Origin of the sequence: Streptomyces sp. SAI-127 (assembly GCF_029894425.1) — a bacterium.
In the GTDB taxonomy this organism is placed as follows: domain Bacteria; phylum Actinomycetota; class Actinomycetes; order Streptomycetales; family Streptomycetaceae; genus Streptomyces.
Map to the genome: position 1 here is coordinate 7,047,948 of NZ_JARXYJ010000001.1, position 13,506 is coordinate 7,061,453.

General features: G+C 67.7%; 16 protein-coding genes and 1 pseudogene. 12 read left to right on the forward strand and 5 right to left on the reverse strand.

What is annotated here, in order from left to right:
* The first annotated feature begins 34 nt into the window (after nucleotides 1–34).
* Nucleotides 35–490, forward strand: a complete 456-nt coding sequence (locus M2157_RS32435; RefSeq protein ID WP_280866959.1) for a nuclear transport factor 2 family protein — start codon at nucleotides 35–37, stop codon at nucleotides 488–490.
* 145 nt (nucleotides 491–635) lie between these two features.
* Nucleotides 636–1,064, forward strand: coding sequence for a VOC family protein (locus M2157_RS32440; protein ID WP_280866960.1), 429 nt, complete (start codon nucleotides 636–638; stop codon nucleotides 1,062–1,064).
* A 101-nt stretch (nucleotides 1,065–1,165) separates the two neighbouring features.
* Here M2157_RS32440 and M2157_RS32445 read toward each other — a convergent pair whose 3' ends face one another.
* Entirely contained in the window at nucleotides 1,166–2,101 is a 936-nt protein-coding gene (locus tag M2157_RS32445; RefSeq protein ID WP_280857460.1) for an AraC family transcriptional regulator, read from the reverse strand.
* 127 nt (nucleotides 2,102–2,228) lie between these two features.
* Here M2157_RS32445 and M2157_RS32450 point away from each other — a divergent pair, with 127 nt between their 5' ends.
* The 5 genes from M2157_RS32450 to M2157_RS32470 all read left to right on the forward strand — a co-directional run bounded on the left by M2157_RS32450 (nucleotide 2,229) and on the right by M2157_RS32470 (nucleotide 4,702).
* Nucleotides 2,229–2,624: an MmcQ/YjbR family DNA-binding protein gene (locus tag M2157_RS32450; protein WP_280866961.1), complete on the forward strand. Its 396-nt coding sequence runs from the start codon at nucleotides 2,229–2,231 to the stop codon at nucleotides 2,622–2,624.
* Nucleotides 2,621–2,989 (forward strand): MmcQ/YjbR family DNA-binding protein, encoded by a 369-nt coding sequence (locus M2157_RS32455; RefSeq protein ID WP_280857458.1) that lies wholly within the window; start codon nucleotides 2,621–2,623, stop codon nucleotides 2,987–2,989. The genes M2157_RS32450 and M2157_RS32455 overlap by 4 nt, the downstream gene beginning before the upstream one ends.
* Before the next feature lie 100 nt (nucleotides 2,990–3,089).
* Complete coding sequence (locus M2157_RS32460) at nucleotides 3,090–3,809, forward strand: AAA family ATPase (RefSeq protein WP_280866962.1); 720 nt, start codon at nucleotides 3,090–3,092, stop codon at nucleotides 3,807–3,809.
* 180 nt (nucleotides 3,810–3,989) lie between these two features.
* Nucleotides 3,990–4,367, forward strand: coding sequence for a type II toxin-antitoxin system RelE/ParE family toxin (locus M2157_RS32465; protein ID WP_280866963.1), 378 nt, complete (start codon nucleotides 3,990–3,992; stop codon nucleotides 4,365–4,367).
* Nucleotides 4,364–4,702 (forward strand): XRE family transcriptional regulator, encoded by a 339-nt coding sequence (locus M2157_RS32470; protein WP_280857455.1) that lies wholly within the window; start codon nucleotides 4,364–4,366, stop codon nucleotides 4,700–4,702. The genes M2157_RS32465 and M2157_RS32470 overlap by 4 nt, the downstream gene beginning before the upstream one ends.
* A gap of 673 nt (nucleotides 4,703–5,375) precedes the next feature.
* On the opposite strand, the gene M2157_RS32475 is transcribed toward M2157_RS32470, so the two are convergent.
* Both M2157_RS32475 and M2157_RS32480 read right to left on the reverse strand, forming a co-directional pair.
* Nucleotides 5,376–5,789, reverse strand: a complete 414-nt coding sequence (locus tag M2157_RS32475; protein ID WP_280857454.1) for a PIN domain nuclease — start codon at nucleotides 5,787–5,789, stop codon at nucleotides 5,376–5,378.
* Nucleotides 5,786–6,061: a type II toxin-antitoxin system VapB family antitoxin gene (locus M2157_RS32480; protein ID WP_280866964.1), complete on the reverse strand. Its 276-nt coding sequence runs from the start codon at nucleotides 6,059–6,061 to the stop codon at nucleotides 5,786–5,788. Before M2157_RS32480 ends, M2157_RS32475 begins: the two co-directional genes overlap by 4 nt.
* Nucleotides 6,062–7,050: 989 nt before the next feature.
* On the opposite strand from M2157_RS32480, the gene M2157_RS32485 reads away from it, so the two are divergent.
* On the forward strand, nucleotides 7,051–7,776 hold the full coding sequence (locus M2157_RS32485) for a hypothetical protein (protein WP_280866965.1): 726 nt from the start codon (nucleotides 7,051–7,053) through the stop codon (nucleotides 7,774–7,776).
* A 107-nt stretch (nucleotides 7,777–7,883) separates the two neighbouring features.
* A complete protein-coding gene (locus M2157_RS32490; protein ID WP_280857451.1) occupies nucleotides 7,884–8,741 on the forward strand; it encodes a hypothetical protein in 858 nt (285 codons plus the stop codon).
* Between the two features lie 76 nt (nucleotides 8,742–8,817).
* On the opposite strand, the pseudogene M2157_RS32495 reads toward M2157_RS32490, so the two are convergent.
* Both M2157_RS32495 and M2157_RS32500 read right to left on the reverse strand, forming a co-directional pair.
* Nucleotides 8,818–9,158, reverse strand: a pseudogene (locus M2157_RS32495) (helix-turn-helix transcriptional regulator); the annotation flags it as partial.
* 372 nt (nucleotides 9,159–9,530) lie between these two features.
* Nucleotides 9,531–10,163 (reverse strand): TetR/AcrR family transcriptional regulator, encoded by a 633-nt coding sequence (locus tag M2157_RS32500; RefSeq protein WP_280866966.1) that lies wholly within the window; start codon nucleotides 10,161–10,163, stop codon nucleotides 9,531–9,533.
* Nucleotides 10,164–10,338: 175 nt separating this feature from the next.
* Here M2157_RS32500 and M2157_RS32505 point away from each other — a divergent pair, with 175 nt between their 5' ends.
* From M2157_RS32505 to M2157_RS32515, 3 genes are read left to right on the forward strand one after another with little or no spacing between them, the layout of a single operon-like run.
* Nucleotides 10,339–11,631 (forward strand): sugar ABC transporter substrate-binding protein, encoded by a 1,293-nt coding sequence (locus tag M2157_RS32505; protein WP_280866967.1) that lies wholly within the window; start codon nucleotides 10,339–10,341, stop codon nucleotides 11,629–11,631.
* A complete protein-coding gene (locus M2157_RS32510; RefSeq protein ID WP_280866968.1) occupies nucleotides 11,628–12,581 on the forward strand; it encodes a sugar ABC transporter permease in 954 nt (317 codons plus the stop codon). Before M2157_RS32505 ends, M2157_RS32510 begins: the two co-directional genes overlap by 4 nt.
* A gap of 1 nt (nucleotide 12,582) precedes the next feature.
* Nucleotides 12,583–13,458: a carbohydrate ABC transporter permease gene (locus M2157_RS32515; RefSeq protein WP_280866969.1), complete on the forward strand. Its 876-nt coding sequence runs from the start codon at nucleotides 12,583–12,585 to the stop codon at nucleotides 13,456–13,458.
* The last annotated feature ends 48 nt before the right edge of the window (nucleotides 13,459–13,506 follow it).

Genomic DNA, 13,506 nt, shown 5'->3' on the forward strand with positions numbered 1-13,506 from the left:
ATCCCCTGGTTCGCCGACAGGCACCGGCTGGGGCATGCACAAAGAAAGGGAGGACGCCGTGGGCGTCAACAAGGAAGAAGTCAGCAAGACCCTCATCGAGCTGGAGAAGTCGTACAACGAACGCTTCAGCGTCGGCGACCCGGGCGGCTACCTGGACGGCTTCGCGGACGAGGTGAGCTACTTCGACCCGATCCTCGAGAACATCGTCGTCGGCAAGGAGAAGACCGTCGCGTGGCTGTCGTCCATCTACTCCAACCCGCACATCGTGCGCAGCGAGTACCTCAACCCGACGGTCCACGTCGGCGACAGCGGCGACTTCGCCGTCCTGGCTTACAACCTGAAGACCTACGTGCTCGACGAGGACGGCAACGAGAAGCAGCGGCGCGCCTGGAACGCCACGCACGGCTACCGGCTCATCGACGGCCAGTGGCTCATTGTGCACTCCAACTGGGCGTTCTCCCAGACCGTGACCGAAAGGACCGCCTCCTGACCGCGGCGCAGCCTGTGGTCCCCAGCCTGACCGGGTTCCTCCGGCATGGCGAGCGGGGCCGCCTGTGCCGCCGGCATCCGGCCAGTGGTCGTCCCAGCCGCACCGATCAGCTCCGAGACACGCCCCGCGACACCAGCGCACCCGAATGACCGAACGTCAGGATCCCATGATCACCGACACCGCAACCGACGCCTACAGCTCCTTCACCGTGACCGACCTGGAATCGACCCGCACCTTCTACCGCGACGTACTCGGGCTGCAAGTCGAAGACCGGGACGCCATGCTCACCATCCGCCTCCCCGGCGGTGCGAGCACCGTCGCGTACGCCTCCCGCAACCATCAACCAGCACGATTCACCATCCTCAACATCGTCGTCCCTGACCTCCCCAGTACTGTCGCGGACCTCACCCGACGCGGCGTGGATTTCGAGCACTATGAGGGAGTGCAGATCGACTCAGACGGGATCTACCGCGCCAACGGCCCCTGGTTCGCCTGGTTCACCGACCCCTCCGGCAACGTTCTTGCCGTCTGCGAACGCGACCTCCGCACGGCCGGCGCGAGGCGTACCGGCTGATCGACGGCGAGTGGCACGTCGGGCACTCCCACTGGGCGTTCACGCCGACCGCGAAGGCGGCCGTCTCCTCCTGACGGGCAAGGCGCCTGTGCCGCGTTGCGTCACGCGTCGGTCCTCGCCTCGCGGGTGGCGAAGGCGGCCGGGGTGAGACCGGTGCGGTCGCGGAAGAAGCGGCCGAAGTTCGCGGGGTCGGTGAAGCCGAGGTGGGCGGCCACCGTCCGGGCGTCCCATCGGGCACCTCCCAGCAGGCGCCGGGCTTCGAGGAGGCGGCGTTCGTCGATGAGTTCACGTACCCCCTTGCCGGTGGCGTCCCGGGCGGCGCGGCTGAGGGTGCGGACCGAGCAGTCGAGCAGCTCGGCGTAGTCCGCGGCTTGGTGCAGCTCCCGGAAGTGCAGTTCCAGGGCGTCCAGGAAGCGCACGTACCGGTCGATGCGGCCCGTGTCGGCCGTGGCTGTGGCGATGGGGGTGATGCCCGGGGAGTTGGTCAGGCGCAGCAGCAGCGATTCGAGCAGGCTGCGGCGCAGGGCGTGGTGGATGTCGAGGGGGCGGCGCCCGAGTGCGCGGTGTTCGTCCAGGAGCTGGAGCGCCGTCTGCTGGAGCCAGGCGGCGTCATCGGCTTGCGGGCTCAGCACGGCCGGGGCGTCGTGCGCGGTGAGCGGGGCCAGCAGACGGGCGATGTCGGGCCGCAGTACATCTGGTTCGAACAGGACGAACGGGCCGCGGGCGGAGCCGGGCGGATGAAAGCACAGCGTGTGTCCGGGACGCACCCAGAGCCACTGGCCGGGGGCGACGGTCCGCGTGACGTGGTCGACGTCGTGCAGCAGCTCGCCCTCGGTGACCGCGATGAGGTAGTGGAAGGTGGCGCGGACCGGACGGGGCGGGCTCCATGGCCAGTCGGCGTGCTGGGCGAAGAAGTCCTCGATGGTGTTCACCTCGAGGCCGTACGGAGTACCGACCGGGGGCTGGAAACCGTACAGCGGAACCGCGGCCGGTTCAGCCCGTCCGCTTGGGCTGGGGTGTCGCTTGTCGACCATCATGTGTCCGCAGTTTACTGCGCCTTATACCGGTTTCGGGGAGAGAGTGGGAGGTGCCGCCACGACCGTGCGGCGCGCCACTCGCGTCATGGGGTGCCCAGCCCGCGCTCACCCGATGAAGGAAACGTTCATGAACGGAACGGCCCTGCACAAGACCGCCGCCGCCTGCGCCGAGGAGCTTCCCGGAGCTCGGCTGGAGCATCCCTTCGGTGACGACTGGGAGGTCTTCAAGGTACGCGGCAGGGTGTTCATGCTGATGACCGAAGTCCCGGGGCGTCCCGTCGTGATCCTCAAGGCGGACCCCGGCGAGGCCGAGGCCCTGCGGGAGCAGTACAGCCACATCACCCCCGGCTACCACATGAACAAGAAGCACTGGATCACCCTGGAGAGCGGAGAAGGCGTCGACAAGGAGCTCATCAGGGAACTCGTCACCGACTCCTACCGGCTCGTCGTCGCCCACCTGCCCAAGGCTGAGCGGCCCGTCGACCCGCACACCTACGGCGCCGGCGCACGGGCGGCCCGATGAGCGCGGCCGGTGACCGGCTCCAGGACACCGCCCGCCAGGCGGCCCTGGCCCTCCCCGACGTCAGCCACGGATACCCCTTCACCCCGGGACTCGACGTGTACAAGGTCGCGGGCAAGGTCTTCCTGATCGTCACCGACGATCCGGACGAGCAGATCATCACGGTCAAGTGCGAACCCGAACACGCCCGCGCGCACGTACGCGACTACGCCTCGATCACACCGGGCCGCTACCTCGACAAACGCCACTGGATCTCGCTCGGGCCAGGACCCGGCATCACCGAGCGACTGGTCACCGACACGGTCGAAAATTCCTACGACCTGGTCGCCGAGCGGCTGCCGCGACGCGACCGCCCCGGTGCCCGATGAACGCCGCGAGCTTTCCCACGAGCGGCTGAGCCGACGCCTGTCAGTGCCCTGTGCACGGCTCGCCACGTCCGCACACGCCCGCCTGCGACCCGAGAGACCGATGGAACCGACCGAAGCGACCCTGCCGCTCTTCGACGAGGAGCCCGCCCGGCCCCTCGCCGACCGCCTGCGCCCCACCCGGCTGGAAGATGTCGTCGGGCAGGACCACCTCCTGGCCCTGGACGCCCCGCTGGGCCGCATGGTCGCCCAGCAGCGCCTCAGCTCCGCCATCCTGTGGGGCCCGCCCGGCGTCGGGAAGACCACCATCGCCCGGCTCCTCGCGGACGCCGGCAACCTGGCCTTCGAACCGGTGTCCGCCACCTTCTCCAGCGTGGCCGACCTGCGCAAGGTCTTCGCCACCGCACGAAGCCGACGCGGCATCGGCCAGGGCACCCTGCTGTTCGTCGACGAGATCCACCGCTTCAACCGCGCCCAGCAGGACAGCTTCCTGCCCTACGTCGAGGACGGCACGGTCACCCTGATCGGCGCCACCACGGAGAACCCGAGCTTCGAACTCAACGGTGCCCTCCTGTCCCGCACCCAGGTCCTCGTCCTCAAACGTCTCGACGAAGCCGCGCTGTCCACGCTCCTCGACCGCGCCGAGCAGCTCACCGGCCACCGCCTGCCCCTGGACGACGACGCCCGCAGCGCCCTGATCGCCATGGCGGACGGCGACGGCCGCTACCTCCTCAACATGGCCGATCAGATCCAAGCCCTCCCGGACACCGAAACCACCCTGGACACCGCCGGGCTCGGCGATGAGACCTACGTCCTCGGCTGATCCGATTGACGCGCTGCGGCCCAGGTCCATGCATGGTCCGGTGGACAAAATCGCCTTTTGGCGTTGGGGATGATGCCTCCATCCTCTTGGCTGACCGGGCCGGGCCGGGTCCCACGCCTGCCATTATGACGCCAGTGGTGTATGCTACCAGTGTAATAAATTGCAGGTGGGGGCAGGTGCATGGCTTGGGAGATCGTCGTGGTCGAGCCGGCTCTTTCGTGGCTTCACGGACTGCGCCGCACTGACCGCGACACGCTGATTCAGGTCAGCCAGGCTGTCACTGCTCTTCAGGAGGAAGGACCCGCGCTGGGCCGGCCCCTGGTGGACACGATCAAGGGATCAGTGCTGCCGAACCTCAAGGAGCTCCGGCCCGGCTCGGCAGGGGCCACGGAAGTGCGGTTGCTGTTCGTGTTCGACCCGAACCGCCAGGCCGTGATCCTGGTCGGCGGTGACAATGCGGGCAACTGGTCCGGCTGGTACCGCGTCGCGGTGCCCCAAGCGGAGCAGGCATACGCGGAGCATCTGAAGCGAATCGATGGAGAGGACGGGGCACGATGACTGATCACCTCAAGGACCCGCAGGCCGTCTCCTGGGGAGACCTGGCCGAGGATTTCGCCTTCACCGATGCCGAAAAGGACCAGATCCAGAAGGGGGTGCAGGCGATGGTCCTGGCCTCCCGTGTGCACCGCCTCGCCGAGTTGCGGAAGCGGCAGCACACCACACAGGTCCAGGTTGCCGAAGCCATGGGCGTCACCCAGGCCCGCGTCTCACGCATCGAGAAGGGGCAACTGGAGCGCAGTGAGGTCGACACCCTCGCTGCCTACGTCAAGGCGCTCGGCGGCAAGCTGAAGATCGTCGCTGACTTCGGCGATGAGACCTACGTCCTCGGCTGACCCGATAGACAGACTGAGTCCAGGATCATGCGCAGCCCGGCAGACGAACTCGTCAGGGACAATGCTCCACCTGGGTCAAGGGGTGGAGCATCATCTCGTCGGTAAGGAAATCCGCTGCGCATGGTTTCGAGACCCTCTCACCAACTGGGGAGAGCGTCCTTGAACCAGGTGTGCGTGCCCATCGGGGCCCGGTTCTGGACGCAGGTTGGACACAAGGATCGGAGAAGGCTGACAAGGGCTGAGAAGGGGTGAGGTGCCAAATCCCTTCTGAGCTGGGAAGACGGCCAAGATTGGCATTGATTGACAAGGGTCGCCGAGATCCTCAAAGGACTCATAATCCGTCGGCCGTGGGTTCGAGTCCCACCCGCCCCACCATGCACCCCTGTCCATGGGGCTGAATCCGCTGCTCGTGAGTTCGACTCCGTTGCCATCAGCGTTAGCTGAGGTAACTGTGACCTGCGCAGACGTAGCAGCCCACGGCTGGAGGATGGCGTCGTGGGTGGGCTGTGCGAGCGTCTGGACGTCACATCTGGACGCTGGCTGGACGCGAGGATCCGGAAGTGGTGTCGCCCGTGACCCCTGGGTGTCGGGAGACGGCCCAGGCCACAGGGGGCTGACCGCCAGGCGGCCGGGTCGGTCAGAGACCTCGGTGCCCGTCGGCATTGCGCGAGCTCTACTGCCTGAGGTCGATCGTGCGGACCGGCTGCCCTGTCGTTCGGGCGATGGTTTCGAAGTCGCGGTCGTAGTGGAGCAGAGTGAGTCCCGCTTCTTCCGCGGCTGCGGCCACCAGGAGGTCCACGGGGCCCGCGCTGCGGTGTTCTCCCTTGGTGGTCAACTGTTCCTGGATGACGCGGGAGCGGCGGTAGACACCGTCGGGCATGGGGCACCAGGCGTAGTGGGCGGCGAGGGCCGCCTTCAAGCGGGCGCGGTCCGCGGCCGAACGGGCCGAGTAGAGGACTTCCAGTTCGGTGATGTCGCAGATCGCGACGAGGCCGGCGGCGACCCTGTCGTCCCACTCGGCCGTGTTCTGGCGGAGCAGGACGCGGGCAAGGGCGGAGGTGTCGATGAGGTAGTCGGCGACTGTCACCCGTGCGCTCCGGTGTCGCGGTCATAGTCCGCCGCGCCCGCGCCCGCGCCCGCGCTCGTGGGGCGGTATGTGCTCTTGTCCAGGAGTAGGTCGATGTCCAGAGCGCCCTCGGCCACCAGTTCGCGGGCCTCGTCGAGTGCTCGCAAACGCCGGTAGCGGGCCGTGACTTCCCGCAGAGCGGTGTTGATGGTGTCGCGTTTGGTGGAGGTGCCGAGCTCTCTGGCAGCTGCTTCCAGTGCCTCGTCGTCGAGATCGATGACCGTCCGACTCATGGTGGCCTCCTCCACTCGGGTGTATCAGGCCGAGTGTATCACGATACAAGATCTTTTATATATTCCAGGGTGTGGGTTCGCCACCGTTCGTGTGGGCCAGGACTGGCCGATCGGCGGGGAGTGGACACCGGACAGGCCCTCGCGGATTGAGGCGATATTCCCCAGGACGTGGCGGAGGGCTCGTCGCCGCGTGTCTCGGGATCGAAGTCCGGATGCTCAGAGGGGGCCAGACGGTTCTCATGTCAGGATCTGTGAGCGTCGGATGTGACGGGCCTCTTCGTGGGCGCCGATGCGATCAAGGGCCCGGCTGACTTGAGTTCGAAGCTGTCCGGGTTTGCCGCCGGTCCGCCAGTCCAGCAGGAGCAGTCCCGTTGCAGCGATTCTCAGGATGGGGCCGTCCTCCTGCCGGCGCCCGTCCGTGTCCAGGGGCGCGTCGACCGTGCGGTCGGCGGGGTTGGCCCGGCGCTCGCATCCTGGTCTCGCCCGTGGACCTCATCGCCGAGAGCGGGCAGCGCGTTTCCGCGCGCCGAAACGACGGCGGAGGAGATCGCGGCGGCCGGGCGGCGATGGCACATACGTACATGGACTGCGTACTCCTACCGACGTGTCCCTGACACGCGTGCCGTTTTCTTGCATTCATGACGACACCGAGCGTGAAAGCGCAGATACCGAAGTGTGTCTGGCCGGCGTTGGCGGGGGTTATGGGTCCTGGCCGTGCTGTCGCTGCTGATCGCCGGGGCGCATCTGCTGTGTGGCGTTCTCGCGGGCCGGCGGTCGCACGGGATATTTGTCACGGTCATCGTCATCGAGGCGCCGAGCCTGCTGAGCGGTGTGCCGGGCCTGCTTCAGGGAGGCGGCGTCTCGGTTCTCCCGGGCATCGCCTTCGCCCTCGCCGTGCTGCGGGGCTTCAGCACCGTGGAAGCCAGGAGGGTTCTTCGAACGCCCATGGCACCTCCCCTTCCGGGGATCCGTCCGAGAGCGCGACGGGGGTGTCCGAGTCGCCGAGCCCTTCGCCGACCCCCTCTCTCACTCCGCCGTATCCGACCGGGGCGTCCGGCTGCCACGACAACAAGGGGTGGTCGGCCGAGGAATTCAGGGACTGGGTCCGGCTCGTCGTCGACACGCCCAAGGAGAACTACGGGGGCGACGGGCTGAGGGCCGCCAGCCTGTTGGGGTACAACGGACCGCATTGCTGGAAGATCACCGTGCAGGTCGAGTTCTGGAAACTGGTGTACGGAGTCGCGAACGGCGCCGACGGCGAACGGCTCTCGGACGGGACTCGACCCGACTGTCCTTTCGACGTCCGCCGGGCGAAGCGCGCCGAACTCCACGCGGACGCGAGCGTCGAGCAGAAGATTGCCCTGCCCGCGTCCCTCTGCGCGCCGGACCGCAACCCCTGCGGGGGTGCCCTCCTCTCGATCACCGTGGGCAAGCCGCTGACCAGCAAGGAACTGCCCAAGGAGGTCGAGGCCCGCGGCGGAGAGGGCCTCTGGGGTCGCGCCACTGCGGACTTCCGGTCGCAGTGGGTCGCCGGCCACGAACTGTCCCAGCCCTTGGCGCCGCAGGTGTGCAGTTCGGACGGCAAGCCCACCGCCGACCCGGCCGATGTACCCACACCGGGCTCCCAGCCGACGGACCTTTGGCCGACGGACCTCTACCCGACGCCCGACCACAGCTTCGACATCGACGACGTCCTCCGCTCTCCCGCGCCCTGAGCCCCTTCCGCGGGATCCGGGCCGGCACCGACCTCTTCACCACATCAACGGGACCTGCCACAAGGCCGGTTCGGCAGGGCCATCCGACCTCACCTTGGGGGAATCACATGCGTATACACACTGCGGCCACCGTCCTTTCCGGCGCCGTCGTATTCTCGGCGCTCGTTCTTCCGGGCGCCGCCCAGGCAGCGGAGCACCCTGGGGCGGCGACGGATCTCAGAGTCTTCGCCTCGCAGAGCGTCCGGCCGCAGGACGCGCTGGGCGGCACCACATTCAAGAACGGAGTCGTCAACAAGGGCAAGGACATCGTTCTCGGCGTCACGGGCAAGAAGGCCGTTCCCGTCACGTTCACCGCCTTCGACGCGGAAGGCGTAGCCATCACCCAGGCGTTTCTGTGGCAGGGCACCGACAGTTCGAGCACGGACACCATCACCGGCGGCCTGGAGTCGGACGACTACCCCGTCTGCACGGAGACGCCGGTCCAGGACGGCTACAGCTACAGCTGCAGGACGGTCTTCACCATCGACCCCGCGGTCGCCTTCAAGGACGGCAACGGCACCGCGGGGACCTGGAAACTCTTCCTGGGCGCCTACGACCTCTACGCGAACGCCAGTTACGACGACGACGTCGCCAGGACCAAGATCAAGCGTGCCGCCAAGCTGACCGCCAACGCCTCCCCCGAGCCGGTGAAGAAGGGCAAGACCATCACGGTCACCGGCAAACTGAGCCGCGCCAACTGGACCACGGGCAAGTACGCGGGATACACGAACCAGCCGGTGCAGTTGCAGTTCCGCAAGAAGGGCAGCAACACCTACACCACCCTCAAGACGGTCAAGACCAGCAGCACCGGCACCTTGAGCACCACCACCAAGGCCGGCTCCGACGGCTATTACCGCTTCGTGTTCGCCGGCACCACCACGACCGGTTCCGCGACGGCGCCCGGCGACTTCGTCGACGTCAGGTAGGCAGCTTCCCGGCCGAGACCGCGGTGGCTGGTTCGCAGAGGCTCACCGGTCACCGCCGAGGGCACCTGGACCAGGCTCAGTCCTGCTCCGCGCGGGCGTCCCCGGAACGGCTCCCGGTGCGGCGGCGGGCCATCAGCGTGGCCAGGTCGGTACGTGAGGAGACCCCGGTCTTGCGGAAAGCGCGGGAGACGTGGGTCTCTACGGTGCGCCGGCTGACGTAGAGCCGGTCCGCGATGGCCTGGCTGGTGAGCCCGTGCGCCACCAGTTCGGCTATCTCCGGTTCCCGGGCGCTCGGGGTGGCCGACCGCTGGTGAGTTCGGCGCGGTCCGGGGAACCGTACGGAACCTCGGAGCCGCCACCGGGCGGACGGATGGCGTCGGCGAGGCCGACCATCATTCCGCTGCCCCCCGCCTCGGCGAACGCGCCCCCTGAGCCGGGCGCGCGTGCCGCCCCGGCCATCCGGGCTGTACCTGGCACGGGAAGCGACATGATTACAGCGCCGGCGTTCCATGACGAGGCACTACGCGCAGGGTCTCGTCGCCGCGATCCGGCTCTGGCTGCGCCCGGTTTGTCCGGCTGACGGTGCCGTCCGTCGGCGGAGACTGGGCGAGCCCGGCGTTGACGGCGTGATGCCGGGCGCCGGACGGCGGCGCACCGCGACCGGTCCACGATGCTGAACGGCGGCGCCGCCGTCTCGCCCGAGGTCCCCGACACCGAACCGGACCCCAGACAACGCACCGAGACGGGCGGGCGCGGCCATCTGCTTTGGGGAGCAGAAGGTGCTTGCTGCTAAGGGTGCCGGTCACCTACGGCAGGATCGCCCAGCAGATCCTCCAGGCCCGCCGACATCCCGGCCAGGAGATCACGCCGCGGGTCGATGAGCCACTGGAGTTGGAGGCCGTCCCACATCGCGACAAGGGCCGCCGCGATCAGCTCGGGGTGCCTGCGGTTCGAGATGCGACCCAGATCCTGGTCCCTGCGTACCGCGGTCGTGAAAGCGGTGACGACCCGCTCGTACCTGTCACGGAACCACTCGTGCGCCGGGTGGTCGGGGGCCGAGGCCTCCGCGGCCATCAAGGCGAGGAGGCGCAGCATCTCCTGCCTTTCCAGGTTGCGGCGGATGTACCGCAGGACCGCGTAGGCCACACCCTTTCCCCGGCTGTCCGCCTCGAAGGAGTCGATGCTCGCGGAGTCCGCGTTCTCGAGGACGGCCACGAGGAGCGCGCTCTTGCTCGGAAAGTGGTGCACGACGCTGGTCAGGCTGAGGTCGAGCTGCTTGGCGATCTCCCGCAGGGACCCTCCGCGGTAACCGCGAGCAGCGAACACGGCGGTCGCCGAGGCGACGATCTCGACCCTGCGCTGTGCGCTCTTGGCATACGGGCCTCGGCGAGTGGCCGGTCGGGCCGCCGTCTTCTCGGTCATACCCCCAACCCTAAGCGGGCGGTGCGGGGCGGTGTCCGGCCGATAATCCGCCAACATCGCGCCTGCCGAAAGTGTGGCACCTGTTCGGTTTTCGCTGTACGGTCTCGCTGACCCACACCACGACGTGCGGTGGAGCCGCTGACGCATCCACCGGGTGGAGAGGAGACGGACAAGGATGTCCACCTCGCATTTGTCGAAAGCGATCATCGGCGGCCTGGCCGCCGCACTGGTTCTGGCCGGTTGCGGCCGGTCCGACACACAAGGCAGCGGGGGCGCCAAGGGCGCTCCCATCAGCGACTCACCCGCCAAGGGCGAGATCAACGTCTGGGCCATGGGCACCGAGGGCGAGCGCCTGCCCGAGTTGGCCGCGCGCTTCCGGAAGGCCAACCCGGACGCGAAAGTGAAGGTCACGGCCATCCCGTGGCAGGACTACGCCAAGAAGGTCGAAACGGCGATCGCCTCCCAGGACACGCCGGACGCCACGCTCGTCGGATCCGCCGACCTGACGAACTTCGCCTCGACGGGCGGACTCGAGCAGGTGCCCGCCGACCTCGTCGACACCTCTTCCTTCTACCGGGGCGCCGCTCAGAGCACCACCTACGACGGTGGCACGTACGGCGTCCCCTGGTATGTGGACACCCGCGTCCTCTTCTACCGCAAGGACCTGGCACAGGCTGCCGGAGTCTCCGCGCCGAAGACCTGGAAGGAGTACGGCCCGTTCCTCAAGGCCCTCCAGAAGGAGGGAGCGAAGTGGGGCCTGGCGCTGCCCACCGGCGTGGCGGCGAGCTGGCAGGGCGTGCTGCCCTTCATGTGGCAGGCCGGCGCGCGTCTCATGAACGAGAACAGCACCGAGTTCACCTTCGACACACCCGAGGCGCTCGAGGGGCTGGAGTACTACCAGTCGTTCTTCACGTCGCAGACCGCGACCCGCAACGGGGCTGTGAGTCTGGGGGAGATCGAGCCGCAGTTCGTCGCCGGTTCCACCGCCGCACTCGTCTCGGGCCCCTGGGAAACGGCACTGCTGAAGGGGGCGGGAGGAGCGGACTTCGTCAAGGACAAGGTGGGGGTCGCCACGCTCCCGAAGGGAGCGACGTCCAACGCCAGCTTCATCGGGGGAGGGCACTGGGCGGTGTTCAAGAACGCGAAGAACCGCGACGGTGCCTGGAAGCTCATCCGGTGGCTCTCCCGGCCCGACATCCAGCAGGACTGGTACGAACAGTCCGGAGACCTTCCCGCCGTGCAGGCGGCCTGGGATGAGGGGAAGCTCAAGGCGGACCCGACGCTGGCCGTCTTCCGATCCCAGCTCCGGACCGCACTGCCCGGCCCGACCGTCACCACCTGGAAGCAGATCTCAGCGGTCCTCGATGCCGAGATCGAGAAGGTGGCCAAGGGAGTCTCGTCACCGAAGGCGGCCCTGGAACGGATCCAGGCGAAAGCGTCCGCGATCGGAACGGGGCAGCCCCGATGACCACGGCCACCTCCCTGCGACCCGCACATGAGATGTCCTCCACCGGGCAGCCGACCCCACCGTCGAGGCGCGGTTCGGGACGCCTGCGGCGCACAGTGGTCGCCTGGGCCTTCTGCTCACCCTTCGTCCTGCTGTTCGCCACGTTCGGTATCTGGCCGGTCTTCTCGTCACTGTCGATGAGCGTCACCGACATCACCAGCAGGGACGTGCGGACGCCCTTCAGCGTCAACTTCGTCGGTCTGGAGAACTACACCGCGCTCTTCGACGATCCCACCTTCGTCCGCGCCGCCTTGAACACGCTCTACTTCGTCGCGGTGGGCATTCCCCTGACGATGGTGCTCTCCCTCGGCGTCGCCGTCGCACTCAACTCCGGGATCCAGCGCGCGAAGGGCTTCTTCCGGGTCGCCTACTTCGCCCCGGTCGTGACGAGCATCGTGGCGGTGGCGGTCGTGTGGAGGTACCTCTACAAGCCCGACGGGATGATCAACTCGGCCCTGTCCGTCGTGGGAATCTCCGGTCCGGACTGGCTGAACGATCCCAACTGGTCCATGCCCGCCCTCATACTGATGGCGGTCTGGCGGCACTTCGGCATCCCCATGGTGATCTTCCTGGCGGGACTGCAGTCGATACCGCCCGAACTGCACGAGGCGGCCGTCGTGGACGGCGCGTCCCGCTGGCGGGCCTTCCGCAGTGTGACCCTGCCACTGCTCCGGCCCACCACGCTGGTGGTCGCCATCCTGCTCAGCATCAGCTACCTCCAGTTCTTCGAGGAACCGTTCGTCATGACGAGCGGCGGCCCCTTGGACAGCACGACGTCGATCAGCTACTACGCCTACCAGCAATTCGGCTTCGGCAACTACGGACTGGCATCGGCCGCGTCCTATGTGCTGGTCACCGCGATCGCCCTACTGAGCCTTCTTCAGTTCCGCATCTTCCGAGCGAGGGCCTGACATGACCGCCACCACCACAACGACGGGACCAGCCTTCCGGGACCGGCGCCCGTCCCGGCGAGTCCCCACCGCTCGTCTCGTTCTCTACGGCGCCCTCGTGCTCGGACTGCTGGCGACGCTGGCGCCTTTCGCCTGGATGTTCCTCGGCTCGGTGAAACCGACGGGCGAGATCGTCGCCCATCCGAGCTCCTGGCTTCCCCGGTCCCCGACCTTCGCCAATTTCGAAGACCTGCTGTCGAAGCAGAACTTCGGACTGTACTTCCTGAACAGCACAGTCGTCGCGGTGGCTTGTGTGCTGGGCAACCTGCTGTTCTGCTCGATGGCCGGATACGCCTTCGCGAAGATCGAGTTCGCGGGGAAACGTCTGCTCTTCGGCCTCGTCCTCACCATGCTGATCATCCCCGGCGTCACCACCTTCGTCCCGCTGTTCGTGCTCGTCAGCAACATGGGCCTGGGCAACTCCTACCTCGGGCTCATCCTGCCCTTCCTCGTGACACCGTTCGGCGTGTTCATCATGCGGCAGTTCATCCGGGACATCCCGGACGCCCTCGTCGAGGCGGCGCGCCTCGACGGTGCGGGCGAATCCCGGATCTTCCTCAAAGTGATCCTGCCGTTGACACGGCCGGCGCTGGCGACACTGGCGATCCTCACGTTCCTCGCGCAGTGGAACAACTTCCTGTGGCCGCTCGTCATCGCGCAGACCGAGGACCACTACACGCTGCCCGTCGCCCTCGCCCTCTTCTCCACGGGAGCCAACGGCACCAACTACGGCCTGCTGCTGGCCGGGGCGGTCACGGTCGTCACGCCGATCATCCTGCTCTTCCTCGCCCTGCAACGGCACTTCATCCAGGGCATCGCCAACACCGGCATCAAATAGCCCTCTTCCGACCGCCGCGGACCTGCCTCCTCGACCACCGAGTCGACA

What these genes read in the sequence shown, in the direction of transcription:
- M2157_RS32435 (WP_280866959.1), top strand. Translation starts at nt 35, where the DNA reads ATGCACAAAGAAAGGGAGGACGCCGTGGGCGTCAACAAGGAAGAAGTC.
- M2157_RS32440 (WP_280866960.1), top strand. Translation starts at nt 636, where the DNA reads ATGACCGAACGTCAGGATCCCATGATCACCGACACCGCAACCGACGCC.
- M2157_RS32445 (WP_280857460.1), bottom strand. Translation starts at nt 2,101, where the DNA reads ATGATGGTCGACAAGCGACACCCCAGCCCAAGCGGACGGGCTGAACCG.
- M2157_RS32450 (WP_280866961.1), top strand. Translation starts at nt 2,229, where the DNA reads ATGAACGGAACGGCCCTGCACAAGACCGCCGCCGCCTGCGCCGAGGAG.
- M2157_RS32455 (WP_280857458.1), top strand. Translation starts at nt 2,621, where the DNA reads ATGAGCGCGGCCGGTGACCGGCTCCAGGACACCGCCCGCCAGGCGGCC.
- M2157_RS32460 (WP_280866962.1), top strand. Translation starts at nt 3,090, where the DNA reads ATGGAACCGACCGAAGCGACCCTGCCGCTCTTCGACGAGGAGCCCGCC.
- M2157_RS32465 (WP_280866963.1), top strand. Translation starts at nt 3,990, where the DNA reads ATGGCTTGGGAGATCGTCGTGGTCGAGCCGGCTCTTTCGTGGCTTCAC.
- M2157_RS32470 (WP_280857455.1), top strand. Translation starts at nt 4,364, where the DNA reads ATGACTGATCACCTCAAGGACCCGCAGGCCGTCTCCTGGGGAGACCTG.
- M2157_RS32480 (WP_280866964.1), bottom strand. Translation starts at nt 6,061, where the DNA reads ATGAGTCGGACGGTCATCGATCTCGACGACGAGGCACTGGAAGCAGCT.
- M2157_RS32490 (WP_280857451.1), top strand. Translation starts at nt 7,884, where the DNA reads ATGCGTATACACACTGCGGCCACCGTCCTTTCCGGCGCCGTCGTATTC.
- M2157_RS32500 (WP_280866966.1), bottom strand. Translation starts at nt 10,163, where the DNA reads ATGACCGAGAAGACGGCGGCCCGACCGGCCACTCGCCGAGGCCCGTAT.
- M2157_RS32505 (WP_280866967.1), top strand. Translation starts at nt 10,339, where the DNA reads ATGTCCACCTCGCATTTGTCGAAAGCGATCATCGGCGGCCTGGCCGCC.
- M2157_RS32510 (WP_280866968.1), top strand. Translation starts at nt 11,628, where the DNA reads ATGACCACGGCCACCTCCCTGCGACCCGCACATGAGATGTCCTCCACC.
- M2157_RS32515 (WP_280866969.1), top strand. Translation starts at nt 12,583, where the DNA reads ATGACCGCCACCACCACAACGACGGGACCAGCCTTCCGGGACCGGCGC.